The 23,206-nt window shown below is 51.2% G+C and carries 20 protein-coding genes; 2 read left to right on the top strand and 18 right to left on the bottom strand.

Annotated features, from left to right (window positions below; translation table 11 throughout):
• Nucleotides 1-464: 464 nt before the first annotated feature.
• The 9 genes from FBY13_RS05660 to dhaK form a co-directional block, all read right to left on the bottom strand.
• On the bottom strand, nucleotides 465-752 hold the full coding sequence (locus FBY13_RS05660; protein ID WP_145393705.1) for a hypothetical protein: 288 nt from the start codon (nucleotides 750-752) through the stop codon (nucleotides 465-467).
• A 475-nt stretch (nucleotides 753-1,227) separates the two neighbouring features.
• A complete protein-coding gene (locus FBY13_RS05655) occupies nucleotides 1,228-1,659 on the bottom strand; it encodes a hypothetical protein (protein WP_145393704.1) in 432 nt (143 codons plus the stop codon).
• Between the two features lie 151 nt (nucleotides 1,660-1,810).
• Nucleotides 1,811-2,146: a hypothetical protein gene (locus tag FBY13_RS23850; RefSeq protein ID WP_304621914.1), complete on the bottom strand. Its 336-nt coding sequence runs from the start codon at nucleotides 2,144-2,146 to the stop codon at nucleotides 1,811-1,813.
• A 26-nt stretch (nucleotides 2,147-2,172) separates the two neighbouring features.
• Nucleotides 2,173-2,400, bottom strand: coding sequence for a hypothetical protein (locus FBY13_RS23845; RefSeq protein WP_280523605.1), 228 nt, complete (start codon nucleotides 2,398-2,400; stop codon nucleotides 2,173-2,175).
• Nucleotides 2,401-2,509: 109 nt separating this feature from the next.
• A complete protein-coding gene (locus tag FBY13_RS05645; protein ID WP_028724052.1) occupies nucleotides 2,510-2,875 on the bottom strand; it encodes a hypothetical protein in 366 nt (121 codons plus the stop codon).
• Entirely contained in the window at nucleotides 2,872-4,713 is a 1,842-nt protein-coding gene (locus tag FBY13_RS23840; RefSeq protein ID WP_304621913.1) for a VENN motif pre-toxin domain-containing protein, read from the bottom strand. The genes FBY13_RS05645 and FBY13_RS23840 overlap by 4 nt, the downstream gene beginning before the upstream one ends.
• Nucleotides 4,714-5,051: 338 nt before the next feature.
• The gene (gene dhaM / locus FBY13_RS05635) at nucleotides 5,052-6,476 is read right to left on the bottom strand and encodes a dihydroxyacetone kinase phosphoryl donor subunit DhaM (protein WP_145393703.1); all 1,425 of its coding nucleotides are present in this window, start codon (nucleotides 6,474-6,476) and stop codon (nucleotides 5,052-5,054) included.
• Nucleotides 6,477-6,486: 10 nt separating this feature from the next.
• Nucleotides 6,487-7,119 carry a dihydroxyacetone kinase subunit DhaL gene (gene dhaL, locus FBY13_RS05630; RefSeq protein ID WP_063878571.1) on the bottom strand — a complete coding sequence of 211 codons (633 nt, stop codon included), beginning with the start codon at nucleotides 7,117-7,119 and terminating at the stop codon, nucleotides 6,487-6,489.
• 10 nt (nucleotides 7,120-7,129) lie between these two features.
• Nucleotides 7,130-8,200 carry a dihydroxyacetone kinase subunit DhaK gene (gene dhaK, locus FBY13_RS05625; RefSeq protein WP_145393702.1) on the bottom strand — a complete coding sequence of 357 codons (1,071 nt, stop codon included), beginning with the start codon at nucleotides 8,198-8,200 and terminating at the stop codon, nucleotides 7,130-7,132.
• A gap of 589 nt (nucleotides 8,201-8,789) precedes the next feature.
• Between dhaK and FBY13_RS05620 the strand changes: the two genes are divergently transcribed.
• Complete coding sequence (locus tag FBY13_RS05620; RefSeq protein WP_145393701.1) at nucleotides 8,790-9,887, top strand: glycerol dehydrogenase; 1,098 nt, start codon at nucleotides 8,790-8,792, stop codon at nucleotides 9,885-9,887.
• Nucleotides 9,888-9,988: 101 nt separating this feature from the next.
• Nucleotides 9,989-11,905, top strand: coding sequence for a dihydroxyacetone kinase operon transcriptional regulator DhaR (gene dhaR, locus FBY13_RS05615; protein WP_145393700.1), 1,917 nt, complete (start codon nucleotides 9,989-9,991; stop codon nucleotides 11,903-11,905).
• A gap of 1,592 nt (nucleotides 11,906-13,497) precedes the next feature.
• Here the strand turns inward: dhaR and fdnI are convergent.
• The 9 genes from fdnI to FBY13_RS05565 form a co-directional block, all read right to left on the bottom strand.
• Nucleotides 13,498-14,157 carry a formate dehydrogenase-N subunit gamma gene (gene fdnI / locus FBY13_RS05605; protein ID WP_145393699.1) on the bottom strand — a complete coding sequence of 220 codons (660 nt, stop codon included), beginning with the start codon at nucleotides 14,155-14,157 and terminating at the stop codon, nucleotides 13,498-13,500.
• Nucleotides 14,150-15,034 (bottom strand): formate dehydrogenase subunit beta, encoded by an 885-nt coding sequence (gene fdxH / locus FBY13_RS05600; RefSeq protein WP_063878567.1) that lies wholly within the window; start codon nucleotides 15,032-15,034, stop codon nucleotides 14,150-14,152. Before fdxH ends, fdnI begins: the two co-directional genes overlap by 8 nt.
• Nucleotides 15,035-15,045: 11 nt before the next feature.
• The gene (fdnG, locus tag FBY13_RS05595) at nucleotides 15,046-18,096 is read right to left on the bottom strand and encodes a formate dehydrogenase-N subunit alpha (RefSeq protein WP_145393698.1); all 3,051 of its coding nucleotides are present in this window, start codon (nucleotides 18,094-18,096) and stop codon (nucleotides 15,046-15,048) included.
• 279 nt (nucleotides 18,097-18,375) lie between these two features.
• Nucleotides 18,376-20,124 carry a glycosyl hydrolase family 28-related protein gene (locus FBY13_RS05590; protein WP_096012048.1) on the bottom strand — a complete coding sequence of 583 codons (1,749 nt, stop codon included), beginning with the start codon at nucleotides 20,122-20,124 and terminating at the stop codon, nucleotides 18,376-18,378.
• A gap of 199 nt (nucleotides 20,125-20,323) precedes the next feature.
• Nucleotides 20,324-20,614, bottom strand: coding sequence for a hypothetical protein (locus tag FBY13_RS05585; protein ID WP_109718296.1), 291 nt, complete (start codon nucleotides 20,612-20,614; stop codon nucleotides 20,324-20,326).
• Complete coding sequence (locus FBY13_RS05580) at nucleotides 20,611-20,958, bottom strand: hypothetical protein (RefSeq protein WP_063878565.1); 348 nt, start codon at nucleotides 20,956-20,958, stop codon at nucleotides 20,611-20,613. The genes FBY13_RS05585 and FBY13_RS05580 overlap by 4 nt, the downstream gene beginning before the upstream one ends.
• On the bottom strand, nucleotides 20,955-21,422 hold the full coding sequence (locus FBY13_RS05575; protein WP_063878564.1) for a hypothetical protein: 468 nt from the start codon (nucleotides 21,420-21,422) through the stop codon (nucleotides 20,955-20,957). The genes FBY13_RS05580 and FBY13_RS05575 overlap by 4 nt, the downstream gene beginning before the upstream one ends.
• Before the next feature lie 198 nt (nucleotides 21,423-21,620).
• A complete protein-coding gene (locus FBY13_RS05570) occupies nucleotides 21,621-21,899 on the bottom strand; it encodes a hypothetical protein (protein WP_109718295.1) in 279 nt (92 codons plus the stop codon).
• Nucleotides 21,900-22,321: 422 nt separating this feature from the next.
• Nucleotides 22,322-23,053 (bottom strand): S24 family peptidase, encoded by a 732-nt coding sequence (locus tag FBY13_RS05565; RefSeq protein ID WP_063878562.1) that lies wholly within the window; start codon nucleotides 23,051-23,053, stop codon nucleotides 22,322-22,324.
• Nucleotides 23,054-23,206: the final 153 nt, after the last annotated feature.

Genomic DNA, 23,206 nt, shown 5'->3' with positions numbered 1-23,206 from the left:
AAAACATAAAACATAAAACATAAAACATAAAACATAAAACATAAAACATAAAACATAAAACATAAAACATAAAACATAAAACATAAAACATAAAACACAAAACACAAAACACAAAACACAAAACACAAAACACAAAACACAAAACACAAAACACAAAACACAAAACACAAAACACAAAACACAAAACACATTAAAAATAACATGATTTATACATACATTAACTAAGTCAGACTTTCCACATATCTAATCATAGTTATAAAGTTCTATCCGAAGGATAAAAGAACATTCACCTCTTAATTATTGCCTAACATTCCCACCAACGCCTGTAGTTAGTAAATCCGTTCAGGTGAGTTACTATTTCAGAGGCATAGTAATTCAAATGTAGTTGAGAGTTTTGTCAATAAACAACTATAGGATAACCCCCTTGATTTGTAGTAATTACATAAGACTCCAGTCCATTTCCCTCAGGATATATATATACACCCTTCACATCCAAAGGATATTTTTAATGTTTCACCATTTAAAAAAACACATAATTCAACTTTTTTATTAAGAAAAGGAAAAAGAAAATTACTCGTTAAAACTGCTTCACCATGCCCCATATGAGAATGTTCTTTTTGTTCACATTGAAACGGGCATTGTATTAACACTCTCGCCCCTGATGAAAAAAGTAAAATTATAGAGCCAATTCCAACCGTAACGCCAGTAAACAGCGATTGTTTAAATTCACAAAGTTCATTATCAGTAATCATTTTACTTACCTTTTGGGCGGAATTTTATCTGCCGGGAGTGGTGTATGGGTTTCACCGCGATTGCCAGTACCACCTGTAGGAGGGTTTGTCGGCTGACCATTTTTACGAATATCCAGTAGCCATTTTCTAGCACGAATACTGGAAATACTCTATGTGGCATAACTCTTATATGTGTACTGTCTCGCTGAGTTGGATCCGTGTTTGGCGGATAATAAATAGTGCTTCCAGGAACTCGACCAGGTTTACTTATCCAACCCTGAGGTATTACTGGCACTTAGGCTGGATTTGTAAACTCTTGCAGATTAGGGAGGACTTTGGGAACAGAAGTATTTGAGTAAGTTCCATCATTGGAATTACTACTTCTTCCCATAAGCTTACCACCACCAGCCATACTAACTTCCCCGTCCGAATTAATAACTCCCAGTTTTTAATTAGATTCACTGATCGGCATTAAGGGTAAGATCGGGATTTATATTTATCTCATAAGAGTAACTCTGGATAATCTATCATTCTGATTAAATTGTAGATGAAGCGTATATCCCTCTTTTTCATATCTTATCCAACGGTCAATATAACCCATAAGTGCATCTATTTCTCCACCACCTGAATCTAAGGTGTGGCCTAGTATTTGCATAGCTTCATCCTCCGAACTATCAATAGATAATGGTAACTCCCCTTTATATTCAGAAAAACCCTCATCCTTAGTTGCGTAAAAAGTAATTTGTTCTATAACTTCATCCTCTAATAAGAATAAAACACCAGATTGTAAAAAAGAATAATATTTTCTGTCACCTAAAACACTTCCCTCGATATTAGGCAACTCATGAAAATCACTTGAAATATTAACAAACTTAATGTCGAATTTTGAGCGACCTAAAAATTTAACAAACTCATCCCATATCAACATTATTTTGTTACTCCTGTTTGAGAATTTCTTTTCTTGATTTCTATTATTGCGTCATCGACGATTTTAGGATCACATCCTCGATCCAGCATATTTTTTCTATCTAATTCTGTATCGCGACATTCTGCACCACAAAGATCTATTGCATCTTGTTTTATTTGGGACGGCGTATTTTTACCACCATAAGTACGGCCTGCCTGATGTACATATTTAGGTACTTCAATAGCTGTGGCATTATTATATAGATTTTTTCCTCGGTTGGAGTTAACTTTCTTCCCAACTCATTTTCTTTTGCCTGACGAATAGCAGCAAATGACGGAATATGATCATGCTCTAATCCATCGCCAACGACTGAGCGATCTTTAAGTTCTTTATATGACCCAACATCTAAAGGTTTAACTGCCTGAATCTCATCGCTGGCTTCGTTAACAAGCTTAGACGCTTCAGCAAGGTCCCCTTTAGCCAATGCTTTCTCTGCTGCTTTAAGCACCCCCAATGCAACACATTCTCCCGGTATTAGCGAAGCGGCGCGTTGAGATAATCCAGTGCTGATTGCGCCTCCACTACACTTTTTATCGTGCCCACTACAGGCAAAAAATCAGCCCCCGTTGACACTGTATCTTTTAACGCTTCACGCCGTTCCGTGTACATTTTCACCGAGCAGACATACGCGCTCATTCCTGCACAGTTTTCCTGCTTATAGCGTTCATTTTTGGCTTTTACGTGCTCTTCGGCTTTTTGCACCAGCGTCTTACCTTCAGACTGTGCCTGTGCCTGTGCAATGTCACTGAGCGAGTTATTCTGAACAGCACCCAATTTTTTGGGTGCTGTTCAGATGTGGGCAGGATTATTGTTACTTGACAGGGTAGCTATAATACGCAGGTATTTTATAATCTTCGGGTATACTAGGCCAATCAGAAGATTTCAATAAAGCATCAGCATCTTCTCTAAACGCATCAAAAAAACCTGATAAATTCATTGAATACACCCGGATGTAAACTAGCGCCACTTGTATTGCAACCTTATCATCATTCAACTTGGCCTTTACTAGAAATTCCTTAGCATTCCCAAGCAATTCAAGCCCACGATGAAATGAGGCGCATTGTTGAGTTTTATAATCAATCAAAAGCTCATCTTCATCTATTGGTTTCTGTGGCATCACTTTCGACAACTGAAGATAAATATCTTTTAATTCATCAAAATTTATTTCTTTAATCATTTAGGCAATTTCCTTCCTTCAGCAGCAGCAACTTTTGTTTTAGCTGGATTAGTTGAACCATCCAGATTCAGAACAACTCTAAAGTTCCCTTTGCTATCAAATACTTCAAGGTGATTCATATGGCTGGCATCCAGATAGAATTGATCTCCTTTACGGATTTCATTACTGAGGTTGCCAGAGGCTTTATAAACTGATTGTCCTTGATAAATCTTGCTGGTTTTCTGTGAGCCATCTTTTGCCAAACTACCAAAACCTGGTTGTTTAAAGAACTCGCCCATATTCCCGACAGCACCTTTGTTCGGTTCATAACCACCCGCCAGATAAGCTAACTCATCTTTATTTTGTTCAGCAATCGGTGTGACCGTAGTATTACCACCGGTATCCGGCACACCGCTGGTATTCCCGGTATGACTGCTGCCGTTCTGATCACGTTGATCCGGAGTGGTCAGCGTCGTGCCTCTGTTCTGCTCCGGGGTAGGATTCGTCAGCACACTGTCAACCAGCGGCCGGTCAAGCGCCGGTAAGGGAAGCAGAGTGCCTTTCTGACCCTCAACCATTTCCTTATACGCCGCCAGTTGCTCCGGCGTTAATCGCTCTATTTCATCGGCTTTACCCGTGATAGCCGCTGCCAGTATCACAGTACGATCGGCCTCGGAAAGATTATCCATCGCCGTTTTCGCCACACCGATACCCAGTAGTGCGCCCAACCCTTTCTCCACAACCATATTACGGCATGAGGCGACCTCCGCGCATGCTGTGGCGCCAAGACGCACAACGGCTGACAGATTGTTATTCTCAACCGTAACCTTCCCGGCCTGAGCAGCAGTAACCATATCTGCAGCTCCGCTACCCGCCAGACCGCCAGACAAACCTGCCGCCAGTGTTGCAAGCGCCGAGACGGTTTCTTTCTCCCTGTCGTTCATTTCGTACGGCTTCTTGCCGTAGATTTCACTCGCCAGCATGCCGGTCAGCTCGCCTGTCACCGCCCCTGCGGCTCCTGCTGCGATATTTTTGTCCTGCGCGGCCGCAAGCGCCGCATTAACAACCGCATGCGCCATTAACCGGCTGGCCGGGTCTAAATCTGAATGTCCGATCAGGTTAGCAATATAGGGGGCTGCGCCACCGGCGGCGGCGGCGCGGATATCACCCGAAGCCAGTCCCTGTACGGCAGCCGTTGCGGCTGTAACAATGCGTTGTACGCTGCCACCCACAGCGAAAGGCGAAGCACTAAGCGCACTGTCGTAATAGCTCTGCCAGGCCTGTTTGCTGATTTGCTCACTGGTCGGCGTCTTGCCCGGATTCGCTTTTTCCCAGTCCTTTTTAGCCTGCTGCAGTTTTTCCGGACTGACCTGCTTCATGTCATTATTTGCAGCACGCGTCGCTTCAATTGCGCCCTGTGTTTTGACAATATCGCCCACCTGGCTGCCAATCTCGCCAATCATCTGTGCGGTTTGTAGTCGTTGCTGTTCTTTCTCTTTGTTAAAGATCGGGCTGATGCTGTCGTTGGCATGTGCCGTGTCACGACTCAGCGTGGCGGTATCCTGCTTCTGATCAGCCTGATCGCGCACCACTATCGTACCGTTAGCCACAGCTGACTGGGTAGTCCCTTCAGCATGGCCTTTATCGCCTGCACCTGCCAGCATGGTGTTTGCCATATTACCGGCAAACTGACCGCCCAAGCTGGCACCTGAACTCATGCCTATACCCTGGTGCTCGGTTTTGTAGTCGGCCTCGTTATGCAGATCGGTAAAGCCCAGTGTACCCGTATCCAGACGGTTTTTATCCGCATCGGCCTGACTGGCGATGACCGCACCGTTAAGCTGTGTATGGTTGCCCACCGTGACACCAATGCCGCCTCCACTGCTGCTGTTTTTACCTGTGGTTTGCTGGGTGTTTGCCGCACCGGTTAACTAAAATGCAGCCCTCCCTGGTATTCCCCAATAAAAATAAACATGAAATTTACAGGCAACCGCTGCCTGAGATGCATTGATGCAAATACATTTATTTATGTTTTCTGATTGAAATATCGAGTGATTACTGGCTAAAAATGCGTCAGAACGTAAAGGGATGCGTTGAATTTAAAAGGACGAGAGAGAGAAATATGACTAAAAATTTGAGTGACAGCCAAATAAAATAAAGCCCCTGAGGCACACATCAGAGGCAAATAAAAACCGAGCTATAAGCTGCTCACGCGCGGTCCATCGGCATCAATCATTAGCCTGTCCCCTGGCTGAATAATATCCAGTACCGCGCCCTGCTGGCAGATAAAAGCGATCCCGGCCTGCTGAGCAATAATCGCAGCATGAGAAAGCGCACTGCCTTCCCGCAAACAAATGCCTTTTACCTGTCGCGCATCCAGACTGACGACCGCAGAAGGAAAGATGTTGTCGGCAACAATAATTGCCGGGACGTCCGGGGTCGGCAGCCTGATGTCACTGCCTTTCAGATGGCAAAGGCTACGATACAGAATGTCTTCGATATCAATAAAACGCGCTTGCAGGTAGGCATCGTCCAGTTGCTGGTATTGCTCGCTCAGTTCCATAAGCACCTGATACCACGCAGATTCCGCACAGCACTGGTCGTTGCGAATGACCTCACAGGCAGCGTCAAACAGATCGTCATCGTCCAGCAACGTATGGTGGCCTGAGAAAATAGCGGCCACCGAAGAACCATATTTTTTCTCTGCCAGTGTAGCCAGCGCATTCAGGTCGCTGAGCGTAGCCGCGATTGCCTGTTGCAGCCGCCGATGCTCATCCCCGACATCGCTGCAGTGGCACCTTGCAGGCTGCGCCAGCGGCAAGGGATAAAACACCGCCTTACCCTCGACCTTTTCAATGGCGGAGGCCGATGTTTTTAGTAACATCGACTCGGGATGTTCGCCAAAGTTTTCCGCCGCAAGGGATGCAAACGCCGCCAGGGCGCGTTCGGCATCGGGCCCACTCGCCGACAAGGTGACGGCATCATTACATCGCACCTGCAGCAAGGCGATTTGATTGATACTGTCTGGTTTAACGCACTGGCCCTGCTTCTCTAATACAAGTTCCGCGTTGAGTCCTGCCAGGGCAGCAACCAGCCGTGAGGCAGGACGAACGTGCAGGCCATGATGATTCTTGATGATGACCGTGACCGAACGGGCATCCGGATCGAGAGCCGTTGTGGTCAGTGTGGTGGTGTGCACGGCAGGGATAATGCCCAACTGAGCCTGCTTAGCCTCCAGCGCATGCATGGCAACCTCAATAACCTTGTCGATGTCGGCACCTGCGGCAGCACTGACGGTCGCCGCCAGTGTGCCCTCCACCAGCGGTGCCGCACACAGGCGCACTTTGGCAGCGATGGCAGGATCGAGCAGATCAAGTGCCGTTTCCGCACTTAACAGGGCACTTCCCATATCCATCATCACCAGGACATGATCGGTATCCGCCGCCACAGACTCGATGGCCGCCATGACTTTCAGCGGATCCGTGCCGATGGGATGATCAGGATCGTCAATGCCGGCGGCGACGGCCAGCTTGCACTTATCACCGGTTAACATTTGCCGGGCCAGCATTTCTACGCCTTCCCCCAACATCGCACTGTGGGACACGATCACCAGGTTTACCATTCGCTTCTCCTTACTCCCGGGCGGCGGCGGCCAGCATTTGCACCATGAACATGACCGAGGTTGCCCCAGGGTCCTGATGACCAATACTGCGCTCGCCCAGATAACTGGCGCGCCCTTTACGGGCCTGCATCGTAATGGTGGACTGGGCGGCTGACTCTGCCTGTTCGCAGGCGGCATCCAGTGCTGCACTCAGCGAAACATTCTGCTCACTGGACTGACGCAGTGATTCCACCACGGCGAGCCAGACGTCACACATGGTTTTATCACCCGGCTCAGCTTTGCCCCGGTTGATCACCCCTTCTGCGCCCTCACGTATCATCTGATACAGTTCTTCCAGCGTCAGGCTCTGATGCGCCTGGGTAACCTGAGCCGCACGAATAAAGAACGTACCAAACAGCGGCCCGCTGGCTCCTCCTACGTTTGAGAGCAGCGTCATACCGGTATTTTTGAGAATAAAACCGATGTCTTTATCTTCAATAGAAGGCAGTTTCTCAACAACCTTGCTGAAGCCACGATGCATATTTAAGCCGTGATCGGCATCGCCGATTTCGCGATCCAGGCCGGTAAGAAAATCACTTTCGCGGGTAAAAACCTCGCCACAACGGTAAAGCCAACGCACAATTTGGGAGCGGGTAAGTGACATGTCGAACTCCTTAATGGCCCCAGTTCAGGGCAGGTGTATGAACCGGCGCATCCCACAGCGCCAGAGAATCATCATCCACACTCAGAAGCGTGATGGAAAAGCCCACCATATCCAGTGACGTGCAGTAACTGCCCACCAGGCTCCGTGCGAGAGTGATGCCATGTTCTTCACAGCGTTGCGCCAGGCGGTTATAAACACCATATAGTTCTGACAGCGGCGTCGCGCCCAGGTTATTGACCTGCGCAATGACGTTGTCGCCGCGCGTCAAGGCCTGCTTACTTTGCTGCACCTCTTGCCAGGCGCCGGCGTTTAAATCCCAGTGACGTAATGTGCGGCTGTAGGTGCCATTCTCCAGCAAAGTTTCGAACATCTCATCGACGGTGTTATCCAGCGAAGTAAAGGTGCGGCGATCGATACCCGGTTCACCATGAATCCCCACACCAAACTCCATTTCATTATCCTGGAGTTCAAACGAGCGTTTTCCTGCGGCAGGCACGGTGCAGGCACCCAGTGCGATGCCAATGGAATGACCACAATTGTTGAGTTTTCTCCCCAGCGCAGCGCAGGCCTCAAGTGAATCGCCTCGCTCTGCGGCGGCCCCCACCAGTTTTTCAATCAGCACGGTATTCGCTACGCCACGACGTCCCGCCGTATACAGGCTGTCTTTGACGGCAACGTCATCATCCACAACGATCGTCGTCACTTTTACGCCACTTTCATGCAGTAACTCGGTTGCCGTTTCAAAGTTGAGGATGTCGCCAGTGTAATTTTTGATAATCATCAGCACGCCTTCACCACCGTCAATCTTCATGGCGCACTCAAACATTTTGTCTGGCGTGGGCGAGGTAAAGATTTCGCCGGGACAGGCACCGGACAGCATGCCATGGCCAATAAAACCACAGTGCATTGGTTCATGACCGCTGCCGCCGCCGGAAAGCAGCGCAACCTTGCCTGCCACAGGCGCATCGGCTCGCGTCATACATACCGGGTCCTGATGAAGCGTCAGTTCAGGATGGGCCAGCGCCAATCCTGCAAGTTGTTCACTCAATACATCTTCCACTCGGTTAATCAGCTTTTTCATTATTCATGCTCCGTCGGAGGCGGTGTGCTGTCGTCTGTGCCTGAGGCAAAGACAACCCGATTGTTGGGAAATCCTGACGGCGGTAGGCCGCTCGTCGATGCACTGATTCTCAGGGAGTTCAGGATAAAAAAAATGTCAGCCAGAAGGGTTTCATAACGGAACAATATGATGATTTATATGTTCCATAATGAAACATCATGCGCGGCTATCGGGTAAAAATGAGAGGCAAAGCAGGTAATGATTCCCGTGGTGACAGGCAAATCCCACTGACTAAGCACGATTTTTTGGGCTGGCTATGACATTGGCGTCTTAACTGCACTTATCGCGGTATCGTTTTGCCATTTTAACATTGCCGGGGACGATCCCGATCGCAACATCACTTTTTACCGTGGTTTATTGTTCCAGTATGAAACATGCAGGGCGGCAAGGTGTTCCATATAAGAACGTTGCCCGCAAAACTTTTTCACCCCACCGTCGATCGTAAAGTGAGTAGCGACGTCGGCCATCATCCGGCTTTCATGTCCAGTTAAGCCAGAGAGAGACGCCAGCGTACACCATGCGAACATGTTCTTACTTGAGGGTGAAAGGAATGCCAAAAATTATCCAGTCTCCAGCCAAATATATTCAGGGGCCCAATGCCGCCCTGTCCTTTGGTCAGTATGCAAAGGATCTGGCCGATCGTTTTTTTGTGATTGCAGATGATTTTGTAATGAAACTGGCGGGCGATAAGGTGTTGAGCGGCCTTGCCGACCATGATGTCAGTTGCCATGCAGAGCGCTTCAGCGGGGAATGTTGCCGAACTGAAATCGACCGCCTGATGGCGCTAGCAGAACAGAACGGCTGTCGTGGCGTGATCGGCTTAGGCGGTGGTAAAACGCTGGATACTGCCAAGGCGATTGCCTGGTATCTCAAACTGCCTGTGGTGGTTATTCCCACTATCGCGTCAACCGATGCGCCCACCAGCGCACTGTCTGTGATTTATACCGAAACCGGTGAGTTTGCAGAGTATCTGATCTACCCCAAAAATCCCGATATGGTGGTGATGGATACTACGATCATTGCTAAAGCGCCGGTACGCTTACTGGTAGCAGGAATGGGCGATGCCCTGTCGACCTGGTTTGAAGCAAAAGCGTGTTATGACTCTGGCGCAACCAGCATGGCAGGCGGCAAATCCACCGCCGCCGCGTTAAGCCTGGCGCGACTGTGCTATGACACGCTACTGGCTGAGGGCGAAAAGGCACGCTTTGCGGCCCAGGCCGGTGTAGTGACAGAGGCACTGGAACGTATTGTTGAAGCCAATACTTATCTCAGCGGTATTGGCTTTGAAAGCAGTGGCCTTGCCGCTGCGCATGCCATCCACAATGCGTTTACCGTGCTGGAGGAGTGCCATCATCTTTACCACGGTGAAAAGGTCGCTTTCGGTACGCTGTCACAGTTAATTTTGCAGAACAGCCCGACAGAAGAGATCGAAACCGTGCTGGCCTTCTGCCAGAAAGTAGGACTGCCTGTTACCCTGGGGCAGATGGGCGTGAAACAGGATATCGAGAGAAAAATTCGGGCGGTTGCCGACGCGGCCTGTGTGGAAGGGGAAACCATCCACAATATGCCGTTCCCGGTTACACCAGACAGCGTTTATGCGGCGATTATCACTGCCGACCTGCTGGGACAGCAGTGGCTGTCGCGTTAATCTGTCACCGGTAAACCGCTGGCCCAATCAGTAAGGGCACCAACTTCCCCTTAGCCGCGTCTGCTAAGGGGATTTTCTATGGTCTTTTAGCGGAAATGGATATGACAGCGTTAACTCCCGATAGCGATAAGGACGTTTCTGCGGTGATCACTCAGTCATGGCAGCGTTGCAGTAAATATATGCAGCGGGGTAACTGGCAAACGCCACATCAGGCACAGGGATTAACCTACGAATCAATTTGTCGGCGCAAAACTGCCTTACTCACCCTTGGTCAGGCAACACTTGAGGATGCGTGGGAGTACATGGAGAACCGGCCTTGTGCCCTGTTTATCCTGGATGAATCCGCCTGTATTTTGAACCGCTGTGGTGATGCACAGACGCTGATGCAGCTTGAGGCATTAGGTCTGCACGACGGCAGCTACTGTGCTGAAAGCATCATTGGTACCTGCGCCCTGTCGCTGGCGGCTTTAGAAGGCCAGCCAGTAAAAACCCACGGCGAACATCACTTTAAACGGGCGCTCCATGCCTGGTCTTTCTGCTCAACCCCGATATTTGATAATCATGGCCGTTTATTTGGCTCTATCGCGCTGGCCTGTCTGCGTCAGGATCAGGCGTCCTCTGATCTTTCCCTCACGCTGTCTATCGCCCGGGAAGTGGGTAATTCGCTATTAACGGACAATTTATTAGCCGAATCTAACCGCCATCTGAACCAGCTTTATGGCCTGCTGGAGAGCATGGATGATGGTGTTATGGCATGGAATGAGCAAGGCGTTCTGCAATTTCTGAATGCACAGGCAGCCCGGCTGCTGCATCTGGATGCCTTAAGCAGTCAGGGGAGGAACATTGCTGACCTTATTACCCTGCCCGCCCTGTTGCGCCGGGCAATTAAGCAGGCGCAGGGATTAAAGCATGTGGAAGTCACCTTTGAGAGCCAGCATCAGTTTGTTGATGCGGTGATTACCCTGAAGCCTATTGTTGAAGTTCAGGGCAACAGCTTTATTTTACTGCTCCATCCTGTTGAGCAGGTTCGTCAACTCATGACCCGCCAACTGGGAAAAGTCAGCCACACTTTTGAACAGATGCCAGAACAGGATGCGGACACGCGGCGTTTAATACATTTTGGTCGTCAGGCCGCCAAAGGCAGCTTTCCCGTACTGCTGAGTGGGGAAGAAGGCGTGGGCAAAGAGCTGCTGAGTCAGGCTATTCATAACGAAAGTGACCGGGCGAGCGGGCCCTATATTGCCGTTAACTGTCAGTTATATGCCGACAGCACGTTGGGAAAGGATTTTATCGGTAATGCGCCCAGCGAGGAGGAAAATGGTCGGCTGAGTCGTCTTGAGCTGGCACACGGCGGTACGTTGTTTCTGGATAAAATTGAGTATCTGGCTCCTGCCTTGCAATCGATTCTTTTACAGGTGATGAAGCAAGGGGTTTTGACGCGTCTTGAGGCACAGCGGTTAATCCCCGTTGATGTGAAGATCATTGCCACCACGTCGGTCGATTTAGCACAACGGGTGGAACAAAATCGTTTTAGCCGCCAGCTCTATTACGCTCTGCATTCGTTTGAAATCGTTATTCCTCCTTTACGGGCGCGGCGCAACAGCATTCCCACGTTAGTCACTCACCGCCTGCGCCGACTGGAAAAACAGTTTTCATCCCGTTTTAAACTTGATAACGACGCAATGGCAAAGTTAGTCAACTATGGCTGGCCGGGTAACGATTTTGAATTAAACAGCGTCATTGAGAATATCGCTATCAGTAGCGAGCACGGTCACATTCGGTTGAGTAACCTGCCTGAGTCTTTATTTGCTGAACAGCCTTATAGCGAGACGTCCTCTTCGTTATTACCGGACAATTTATCGTTTAGCGCGATTGAAAAAGAAGCCATTATTCATGCCGCCCGCGTTACCCACGGTCGGGTGCAGGAGATGTCGAATCTGTTGAATATTGGACGCACGACCCTGTGGCGAAAGATGAAACGCTATGCCATTGATGCGAGCCAGTTCAGGCAGAAATAGTGGGGGAATTAGCCTGAGTGGGGGCTGTTCATGGTATGAACGTGGCTTTGGATGGTGGCCTGGGCGGCGGCGTTCATGGCATGAACATGGCTTTGCCTGATCACCTGAGCGGTGGGCCTTTTATTTAGCGTTGAGAGGGTTGCGTTCGCCAGGCGGCAGAGAGCTTCAGCCAGCCTCATGCGGGAGCCTGGGTTGCCAGCCTGAGCGGCATCCAGTTATGTAACTCTGAGAAGGTTTCGCTCGCCAGGCGGCGGGCAGTTTCAGCCCGCCCCGTGCGGGCGACCGACAAGGGGCCGCCAGTCGCCGCGGCCCCTTGACCCCGGGCTGCCGGGTTGCCAGCCTGAGCGGCGTTCAGTCATAAAGCTCCGAGAAGGTTTCGCTCGCCAGGCGGCAGGCAGTTTCAGTCCGCCCCGTGCGGGCGACCGACAAGGGGCCGCCAGTCGCCGCGGCCCCTTGACCCCGGACTCCCGTCCTGCCCACCCGCCGCTGCGCGGTCCCTTCGCTGCTTCAGGATTTCTCCCGGACCGCCAGGACGCGCCGTCCCTGGCGCGGCCTGACTTTCGCCGACGTCCTGTCGGCTCATCCGGAAATCCTGCATCCGCTCAGCGGGACGGGAAGGCCGGCCCAACTCCCCCGCTTTGATAACTGTGTTAAAACCAACTCTTGTATCGCTTCAGATGTCAGAAAATATCGCTTCAGATGCCAGAAAATATCGCTTCAGATGCCAGAAAAGCATCACAGCTTATTGCTGTTCATTTTTTCATTTTCGTCAGGCTTCCCTGTCTTCAGTTCTGATTGCGCACGTTAATAACAGGCGAAGCAGTATTTCGGAAAAATATACGCCCTCACAGGCGGGGGGTTTCCGGAGGCATCCGGCGCGCTGAGGAAAGAACGGAGGCCAGGACGGCGCGGCAGGGACGCCGCGACGAGGACGGCTGCACCACGGAGGGCGCATCCGGACGGTCCGTCAGGCCGCAGTGAGTGACGAAGGGACAGCGACGGCTGCCGGACGCCGGGATTGTTAAGGGGCTGGCGCGAGCCCCTTAACCCGACCGCCTGCTCGGACAGGCTGAAACTCCCCGACGCCTGGCGGGCGGAACATGCTCAGTGCAAAACCGTATCCCCACCGCCTGCCGGGCAGAATATGCTTAGTGCAAAACCACAAATCCCCCCGGCGGGCAAAACCCATTCGATACGAATCCTCAGGCAAAGCCGCACCAAATAAAGAACAGGTTCCCACAGGCGAGGGTTTTCCGGAGGCATCCGGCGCGCTGAGGAAAGAACGGAGGCCAGGACGGCGCGGCAGGGATGCCGCGACGAGGACGGCTGCGCCACGGAGGGCGCATCCGGACGGTCCGTCAGGCCGCAGTGAGTGACGAAGGGACAGCGATGGCTGCCGGACGCCGGGATTGTTAAGGGGCTGGCGCGAGCCCCTTAACCCGACCGCCTGCACGGGCAGGCTGAAACTCCCCGACGCCTGGCGGGCGGAACATACTCAGTGCAAAACGGTATCCCCACTGCCTCGCGGGCAAAATATGCGCGGAGCAAAACAGTACCTCCACCGCCTCGCGGGCCGAACCATTGCAAAACCGCTATCGACACCGTCTGGCGGTCTCCACCGCCTCCTTCTCCGTCGCCTCCACCTCACGATACCAACGCGGATGGTGCTTCCGCGCCCAGCGACGACTGACCTTACCCTCAATCATCCCGGTAATTGAGCCTTTAACCCAAAACGCCATATAGATATGAATCAAAATGGCATGGATCAGCACGATCGCGGCTGCGGCATGGATCAGCAGGCTCCAGCGGATAACCGTGATGGGGAAATACGCCGCAAAGTAAGGTCGCCAGATAATAATGCCCGTCACCACCAGCACCACGATCAAAGACATAATGGCCCAGAACATCATTTTCTGGCCTGCATTATATTTACCTACATCGGCCACTTTGTGCTCATTGCCCTTGAGCACTTCGACAATGCCTTTTATCCACGGCACATCCTGCCTGTCAGGGATGTTGTGACGAACAAAGCGCACAAACATCACCATCAACAACACAAAGATCAGTACGCCAAAAAACGGATGTAAAATCCGTCCCATCTGCGGTGTACCGAAGGTTGCAGTGAGCCACTGTAGTGTTGGAAAGAACAGCCCAAGGCCGGAAAGCGCAACCAGAAAAAAGCTGATCACCACGGTCCAGTGGCAGGCGCGGTCGATAAATCGGGTACGCAGGATCATGTTGCGCTTACTCATGATCGTTCTCCTCTTCATTATCCGTCTCGTTATTCGGCCCTATGCCCACATAGTGATAAATAAGCGCGGCAAAGGTCGCAATAAATCCCGCAGCGGAAAGCGGTTTGAGCACGCCCTTCCATACATTAACTGGCGTAGCGATTTTTGGATCGGCGGGAAGATGGTGGTAAAGCTCTGGCTTGTCCGCATGGTGCAGAACATACATCACGTGCGTACCCCCGACGCCTGGCGGGTTATAGATACCCGCATGGGCATAGCCACGTTTTTTAAGCTGTGCCACACGCGCGTCTGCCACGCTCAACATCTCTTTTTTGCTGCCAAACTGGATGGCACCTGTCGGGCAGGTTTTTACACAGGCCGGTTCCTGACCCACACTCACCCTGTCCACACAGAGCGTGCACTTATAAACGCGATTATCATCGGGATTCAGCCGTGGCACATTGAACGGGCAACCGGCAATGCAGTAACCGCAACCGATACAATGCTCAGACTGAAAATCCACGATGCCGTTAGCGTACTGAATAATCGCGCCAGCAGAAGGACAGGCTTTGAGACAGCCCGGTTCCGCGCAGTGCATACAGCCATCTTTGCGAATTAACCACGCCAGTTTGCCCTCCTGCACAGTTTCGCTGAAGCGCATTACCGTCCAGGATTTTGCACTTAAATCCATCGGATTATCGTAGACACCGGTGCAGTGACCGACTTCATCACGGATATCATTCCATTCTGAGCAAGCCACCTGACAGCCTTTGCAGCCAATGCAGGTGGAGACGTCGATAAGTTTTGCCACTTCGGCCTGAAAGTCCCGCGCCTGTGGGGGCGGCGTTAAGCTGTTGGTCGCCGAGCGTTGAATAATATCTTGAGATTGCATAGACATGGGTTCCCTCCTTACGCCCGCTCAATGTTGACCAGAAACGCTTTGTATTCTGGCGTATGTGAGTTGGCATCACCCACCGATGGCGTCAACGTATTGGACAGAAAGCCTTTGCGCGTTGCACCTTCAAATCCCCAGTGGCAGGGAATCCCGATGGTATCTACACGTTTTCCGTCGATCGTTAACGTCTGCAAACGCTTTGTCACCACGGCTTTCGCCTTGATATAGCCGCGTTTAGACATCACCTTAACCATGTCCCCTGCGGCAATACCTTTCTCATTCGCCAGCGATTCGCCAATCTCAATAAACTGCTCAGGCTGCACGATGCCGTTAAGCCGGGCGTGCTTTGTCCAGTGGCGGAACAGCTCGGTAATGGAATAGGTGGTGGCGACATAGGGGAACGCATCGGCTTTGCCCATATTGGCGATATCGTCACTGAAAATACGCGCTACCGGGCTGGAGATGACCGCTGGATGCAGTGGGTTCGTTCCAATGGGTGATTCAACCGGCTCATAATGCTCCGGAAAAGGGCCATCATTCATTTTGTCGATCGAGAACAGGCGTGCAACGCCCTCCGGGTTCATGATAAATGGCCCGACATGGCTGTCTGGCGCAGACGCGTTATAATCCGCAACATCCATCCCTGCCCATTTTTGACCATCCCAGTGCAGCAGTGCGCGTTTTGCATCCCAGGGCTTACCGGACGGATCGGCAGAGGCCCGGTTATACAGAATCCGACGGTTGGCTGGCCACGACCATGCCCATCCTGGCGTACAGCCCAGCCCATAAGGATCGCTGTTATCGCGATTCGCCATCTGGTTACCCTGCTCCGTCCAGCTGCCGCAGTAGATCCAGCAGTAACTGCTGGTAGATCCATCATCACGAAGCTGGGCAAAGCTGCTGAGCTGCTCCCCTTTTTTCGCGATTAACCGACCTTCTGCGTCATACAGATCCTGAAGCGCCATACCATTTGCCTCACGGGCAAGCTCCTCGGGATGCGGATCGTAGGGATCGTTATAATTCCAGTTGAGATTGAGTAAAGGCTGCGGATTAGCCCCGCCCTCTTGCTGGTAAAGCTCTCGCAATCGCATAAAGAGCCGTCCCAGAATTTTACCATCATGTAATGCCTCGCCTGGTGGCTCTGCCGCCGCCCAGTGCCACTGTAGCCACCGGCCGGAATTCACAATCGATCCGTTCTCTTCGGCAAAGCAGGATGACGGCAAACGGAAGACTTCGGTCTGGATCGTCTCTGGCTTAACATCATTCATTTCGCCGTGGTTTTGCCAGAAGTTGGAGGACTCTGTTACCAGCGGATCAATGACCACCATATATTTGAGCTTTGAAAGCGCGCGAGACGATTTGTTTTTATCGGGGAAGGCAGCAAGCGGATTGAAACCCTGAACAATATAGCCGTTGATTTTGCCCTCCAGCATCAACTCGGCCTGCGTCATCACATCATAAAGACGATCCCATTTCGGCAACCAGTCATAGCCCCAGTTATTTTCCGCAGTGGCATGTTCTCCCCAAAAGCTTTTCATCATACTGACGAAAAACGTGGGCGTGTTCTGCCAGTAGTTCACCTCATTAACCCCCAGTGCAGGCGGTGTAATTTGTGAAATATAGGTCTGATAATCTGGCTGATGTTCTGAAGGCAGAGGCATGTAGCCCGGCAGATTGGTCGACAGTAATCCCAGATCGGTGTAGCCCTGAATATTCGAGTGACCGCGCAGCGCATTAATGCCACCGCCCGCCATACCGATATTGCCGAGCAGCAGCTGCAACATGGCCGCTGCCCGGATAATTTGCGCACCGGAAGAGTGATGAGTCCATCCCAGCGCATACAATATCGTTGCTGTGCGATTAGGCACGCTGGTGCTGGCCAGCATTTCACAGATACGGGTGAAGTCTGCGACTGAGGTCCCACATAATCGATTCACCATCTCTGGCGTATAACGTTCGACGTGCTTTTTAAGCAGATTCCACACACAGCGCGGATGACGCAGTGTGGTATCCCGTCGCGCATTTCCCTGTTCATCGAGCTGATAGAACCAGCTGGATTTATCATACTGCTTCTTATCCGCGTCAAAACCGCTGAACAAGCCGTTATCAAAGGCGTAATCATCGCGAATCAGCAGGCTGGCATTGGTGTAATGCCGGACATATTCATGCTGAATACGGTCATGTTCAATCAGGTAGCGGATGACGCCAAGCAGGAACACGTTGTCCGAACCGGCGCGAATCGGCGCATAGACATCGGCAACGGCGGCGGTTCGGTTGAAACGCGGGTCCACCACAATCACCGTGGCGTCATTTTTAGTCTGCGCCTCAATAACCCATTTAAACCCTACCGGATGCGCTTCAGCCGCATTGCCCCCCATAACCAGCACAACGTTGGCATTTTTGATATCGACCCAGTTATTGGTCATGGCGCCGCGGCCGAACGTTGGAGACAGCGCAGACACCGTGGGCCCATGACACAAACGTGCCTGGCAGTCTATCGCGGTCATGCCTAAACTGCGGGCAAACTTACCATCGAGCATGCCCGTCTCGTTACTGGCCGCCGAGGAGCACAACATGCCCGTTGTGGTCCAGCGGTTAACCGTGACGCCTTGGGCATTTTTCTCAATAAAATTCGCATCGCGATCGTCTTTCATCAGACGGGCAATGCGGTTGATGGCCTCATCCCAACTGATGCGCTGCCAGGTGTTTGATCCCGGCGCACGATACTCGGGGTACTGCAAACGGGTTTCACTGTGAATATAATCCAGTACACCGGCCCCTTTCGGGCAGAGCGAGCCACGACTGACCGGATGGTCCGGATCGCCCTCTACGTGGTAGATACGTTCTCTCACGTTTTTAGCGGTGTCGCCCAGGCTGTAAATCAACATGCCGCAGCCGACAGAGCAGTAGGTACAGTTATTGCGTGTCTCTTTCGCTTTTATCAGTTTGTATTGACGGGTTGCTGCCTGCAAAGAGAAAGAGGATAAAAATCCGAGAGATGCAACAGTGGTTCCGGCCAGGCCGCCTGCGCAGATGCGGAAGAATTTTCTTCGGCTGAGTTCCATGTAGCCTCCAGAGTAAAAGAACAACAACTAAAAGTTGCACAGACTATAAGGTTATTTAGTCCCGAAAACCATTGACTCTGTATGGTTATTGATGCAGCGCAATATTCTATTTGTTAAGCCCGATCGCAGTGTTGATTAAAACGGGTGCAGAAGCTGTTTTGCGCTATCTGCGGCACGCTCTCAGAGAGTGCTCACAGTGACGAGAAGCCTGAGAGCCGCACAATGCTGGGCACAACGCAAAAAAAAGCGAGGCCGAAGCCTCGCGTAGGGTTGCCGACGTTAATCGTAATAAGGCACCTTACGATCGGTACCGTTAATATTGATGAGCACAAAACCCGTCGGCGTCGTTTTGTTGGTCGGTGTGCCAACCGCGGTAGCGAGGGTCACCACGCCTTTTTCATTGGCTCCCAGCCCTGCCACGCCATTGTGCAATCCAAAGCGTGCCGCTGGCTTGAGCGTTCCCACCTTCGATACGTCATCAACCAGCGACATATCACTTTGAAACAGGGAACAGGAACCCGTATCAAAGCGCGTTGGTCCGGTGGTTTTCAGGTTAAACATGGTTTCGCCGCTGTTGGCTCTTAGCTTAACCCACACGCCAGCATAGGTGGTGCCCACCCGGTTGTAACGGATATCAATAACCGCTGGCTGCCCCATATGACAGGCATCAGCCCAGACCGTATCCAGTCGTTGCAGGTTGATCCAGGTCTTCCCGGTGCCGGGCATGTTGATGGGCGATCCTGCTGTCCCCGAAGGCGTGGTGTTATCCGCTTTACCGATCAACTCAATGACCCATTGCTGATTGGGTGACGGGAAAAACACCTGACCTAAACGGTACCAGTTATCCGTCTCGGTGTTATTCACCACCTTGTAGCCGCTAAAGTACCCTGCCCGCAGCGAACCACTCATAAAGGTGCCGTAGTTCTCGTCACGACGGTAACCATACTCAAAGGTGGAAAGCCATTTCCCCCCGACCAGATCCTGACTGAGTTTGGAGCCTGACTGCAGGTTAATATGACGCATTACCACGCGTGCATTATTCAGTATCAATGGCGCACTACAGTTCTCGACATTGAGCGTATCAATGGTCCAGCCGCCATCGGACAAATCGCCGGGATTGCGCGTATGTTCGATCCATACGTTGCGCATGATCGCCTGCGTCATGCGCGGCATATACAGCGTGGCATCGCCATAGCCCGTCTGGAAATTGGCATTACATAACTCAATGGCTGTGGAGTGATCCCAGACGCCTTTGGGTGAACCTGACCAGCCGATATCGAAAACGCGCGAGTAGGTGGTATTGGTATAGATTTGCTCAAACTTACTGTCGAGTGTGTCCTGCAGCTTAAAGATGGTTCCGCCGCTGCGCTGCCCCCGAAAGCAGCTGATATTAACGATTTGCCCTGCCATACAACTGTTTTCAAAAAACGGCTGAACATTGCTGCACATTTCAGGGGTAATGGTTGCCGTGTTGGTGACAGTATCGGCACTGGCCTGTCCGTCCCAGGTAATCCCGCGAATGGTGCTACGCCGAGCCTGAACTTTGAACAGGGTATTGGCACTTTTATCTGACACAATGGTGGTGCCGGGCAGAGAACCCAGCGCCAGATCGTCCCCGGCCAGACCAAAGAAGGGGATTTCCGTCTCACTCAAGTCCATGGGCATAATCAGGAAGCGCCCGCCAGGGAAACGTACCGGCAATCCCTTCATATTCTGGCTGTAAGTTTGTGACCAACCGAGAATACGTTTAAACGCATCGGTGTCATCCGTGACGCCATCGCCCTTTGCACCAAAATGCAGGATGTTCACTTCTCGCGGATCGTTGATTGAACGTTTCCAGTAGAAGCCGTTTCCTATGGCTACCGTACCGCCATCATCTTTTAAAATCGTGGTGCCGGTAAATCCCACAAAATCGCCGCCGCCACGAAAGCTGGAATCTTTATCGTAGTAGCGTTTCAGTACGGCAATTTCACCTGGTTTTGACGGCATGGTCGTACGAAGCTCAGCAAATGAGTTAACTTCAATCATGATATCCTCCTCAGGATAATAGGCTGTAAATCAGAAAGTTAAAGAATCTTTGGCAGCGGAATGACCACACAGGACATCCCATAAATCGTTATGGCTGTTAATGGCGCGCACGGTGCGAATATCTGCTTTGTGAGCGTCATCGCCATGGGTGTAGATGGGGGAAAAGAGAATGCAGGCTGAATCGCTGTAGGTGGCAGGTTTAAGGTTGGTGGTATTTGGACTGCTGCAGCTTGTCGCGAGCAGCAGCGTCATCAAGATTAAGGTTATCAGTCGCCACACGCTTCGCCTCCTCACTATTGCGTTGCTGTTGATGAGTAACATTCGCCATGCGATTTGCCTCTTGCCTGGCGCTGTCGGCTTCCGACCGGGCTTGCTGTTGCACCTTGCCGATCTTCTTACCTCCCACGTAGCTGGCAACGACGGCGATGATCAGTGCACCCATCGTCGCCAGTCCGTGCCAGCCGCTGGTAAACAGAGAAATAAACGTCATGATGTCTCCTTATTGCTGGGGCGCTTTTCATTCAGCAGGTTTTTCTGGCGAACAAATTGCGCGATGACGCCCATCGCCACCATGAAGGCGCCGATGAGACCAAGGTAATTGTGGGGAAGGATGCTCTTCACATCGTCAGGCAGCGTTTGCCAGGCATTCAGCGCAGACGACGGAAATGACTGAACCCAGGCGCTGAGCATTGACCCCAGCGAAGCCAGCCATACAGACCAGGTTTTAAATAACAATTTGGCGTGAGAAACAAACTGCAGCGTGGTGAAGCGCTGCATTAACAGCAGAATAATCACGACAACTAATACCGCGATAATAAAAAACAGCCATCTCATAACAGCCCCCGATAAACGTCGTAGTTACCGCTGCGCATAACGTCAGCATGACGTCTCACTCGACCGGGCGTTTGCCGTGCCCACAGGCTGTTAAGCATGGCATCGCCCGCCTCCGTAAAGTGTTCACGAGCGATTGCGCTGAGCATATTTTTAAACTGTAAAACCCCATCAACGCCCAACTGGTACGCCATGCTCAACAGCACGTCGGTACGCGCATCATTGCACTTTGCCAGCACCTGTTTCAGGGGAGCGCGACTCTGCATATCTGTCATCTTGTTTTCCAGAATGCATTGCTTCCAGACATCGCCTACGCGGCGCGGCACCCGCAGGACATAGTTGCTTAACGATGCGCCTTTAGGGCCAATCCGGATGCCGGCGGCGACCGTGGGGAACCCCAGGGTGTCGAGATAAGGCATTTCAGCGTAACCTTCTTCAAAATTCAGAATTGCAATAATCTGGCTCATAAAAACTCCTTAGTAAGGGTGCAGGCAACCCATCCCGTGCGGGAAAACATAAAACAAACTGATTAGTGCCAGAGATAAACGCAGCGGGAATTGCGATTAAAGGTGCAGCAGCACTAAAGCATTTGCGCAAAGGTCAGGCTCAGGAAGGAAGGATGGCGTTACCTGCAACAGGCAGTGAATCAACAGCGGTCACACGATTCAGCGAACCGCGTAGAGATGAACATGGGGCAGACAACAGTTATCAAAACCCGAGACGTCTTGATTTCTCAGGCGCGGCGCGGTTACAGCACGATCGACCGCTGGGGTAACCTGCCGCTGACAAATTTGTTCAGCACGCCGCAAAGGACGCGTTTCGGGTGGGTAGTTAAGTGCTTCGTCAATGCTTTGTTTAAGACGGTTGAGAGGTTGACGCCGCTGATGACGGCGGGTACGTGCATTGCCCATAAAAACGCTTTTGCCATAATGAATTATCGCCATAACTCCTCCTGTGAATGAGTCTTTGGCGATAGGGTGGCAGGCGAGCGTTTTGGGTTTGAAGAACAAGCTCGAATGTCGCTGAATGGTGTTCACAGGCTCTCCTCCCGGCTGAATAATCAGTCAGGTGGAAGGGTCAGCAAAAGGGTACAGGCGGCATCTGACGACGCTGCATTATGCGCATCCACCCCATCCCAAAGCTCATTGGCTTTTGGGGGGTTTGATTCGCGCTTGTGCAGCGCCTCAATTGTTTAAGAGCGTTTCATCCATGTGGTAACACGTTCTTTCATCCATGCTCAAATTATTAACAGGTTCTTATGCTTTATCAAACACCACTGGTTAATTTATTTTTTACCATAAGTTAACTTTTTGAATTTAGACCGATTATTTTTTTGCCTTACAGGTGGCCCAGCCTGCTGAATTGTCTATCCCAGAATGTGATACTGCCCGGCCTGACTCATAATGACTTTTGCCAGCACGTTTAAATTCCCCGCCTCATTCCTGTCCAGATACCAGGTTTCATAACGCTTATTATCTGATATGACGGCAATTCTTTTGTGTTGCAGTTGCAGCCGCTTGAGATACAGCTGTTCATCCAGGGTGAAAATATAGATACCGTCGCCGTCAAACTGTTGGACGCTTATGTCCACAAACAGCTGATCGCGTGGTGCAAAAGTGTCGGACATGGCATCGCTGTTGATCGCAATTAATCGAATATGATCTGCCGGACGGCCGCTGAACAACACGCGGGCTTCATCCTGACCGTATTCGATGGCCTGAATGGTTTCGACAAAATCGTCCCCCACAGGCAGACCTGCGCCTGACTTCTGCCCTAAATCAAAACTGTTCACGCGGAAGGTGTTTTTTTGGCAGGGGACGTCGTGAAGCGGGTAAGGTTCGGGATGCTGATCCATACCATATTGCAACCACTCTACCCGCACGCCAAGCAGCTGGCTGAGCGCCAGTAAATTGCCATTATCAGGCACAGACTGAGCGTTAAACCATTTCCACACGCCCGGCGCTGAAATCTTACAACCCTGGCGTTGTAACGCGCAGGCGACCTGTTTGTTGCGTCCGTGTCCTGTAATGCCCGCACTTTCACAAGCGGCTATCAGCCTGGCGGTGAAAGCTTGTCGGGTACTCTCTTTTTTAACCATCAGTTAATAATCGACCATTGAAGAGGAGCTGAATGTTATTTTCATTATTGCTACCAGTTCATTTTATATTACCGCCAGTTTACTACCTAACCGCATTACTAAGCATTTCTGATTATTATTTGCAGTTTTACCGCACAGCGAACCATAAAACAG

It is taken from the genome of Pantoea sp. SJZ147, assembly GCF_007828605.1.
Lineage (GTDB): Bacteria > Pseudomonadota > Gammaproteobacteria > Enterobacterales > Enterobacteriaceae > Pantoea > Pantoea allii.
This window is presented reverse-complemented; position numbering and strand designations above follow the sequence as displayed.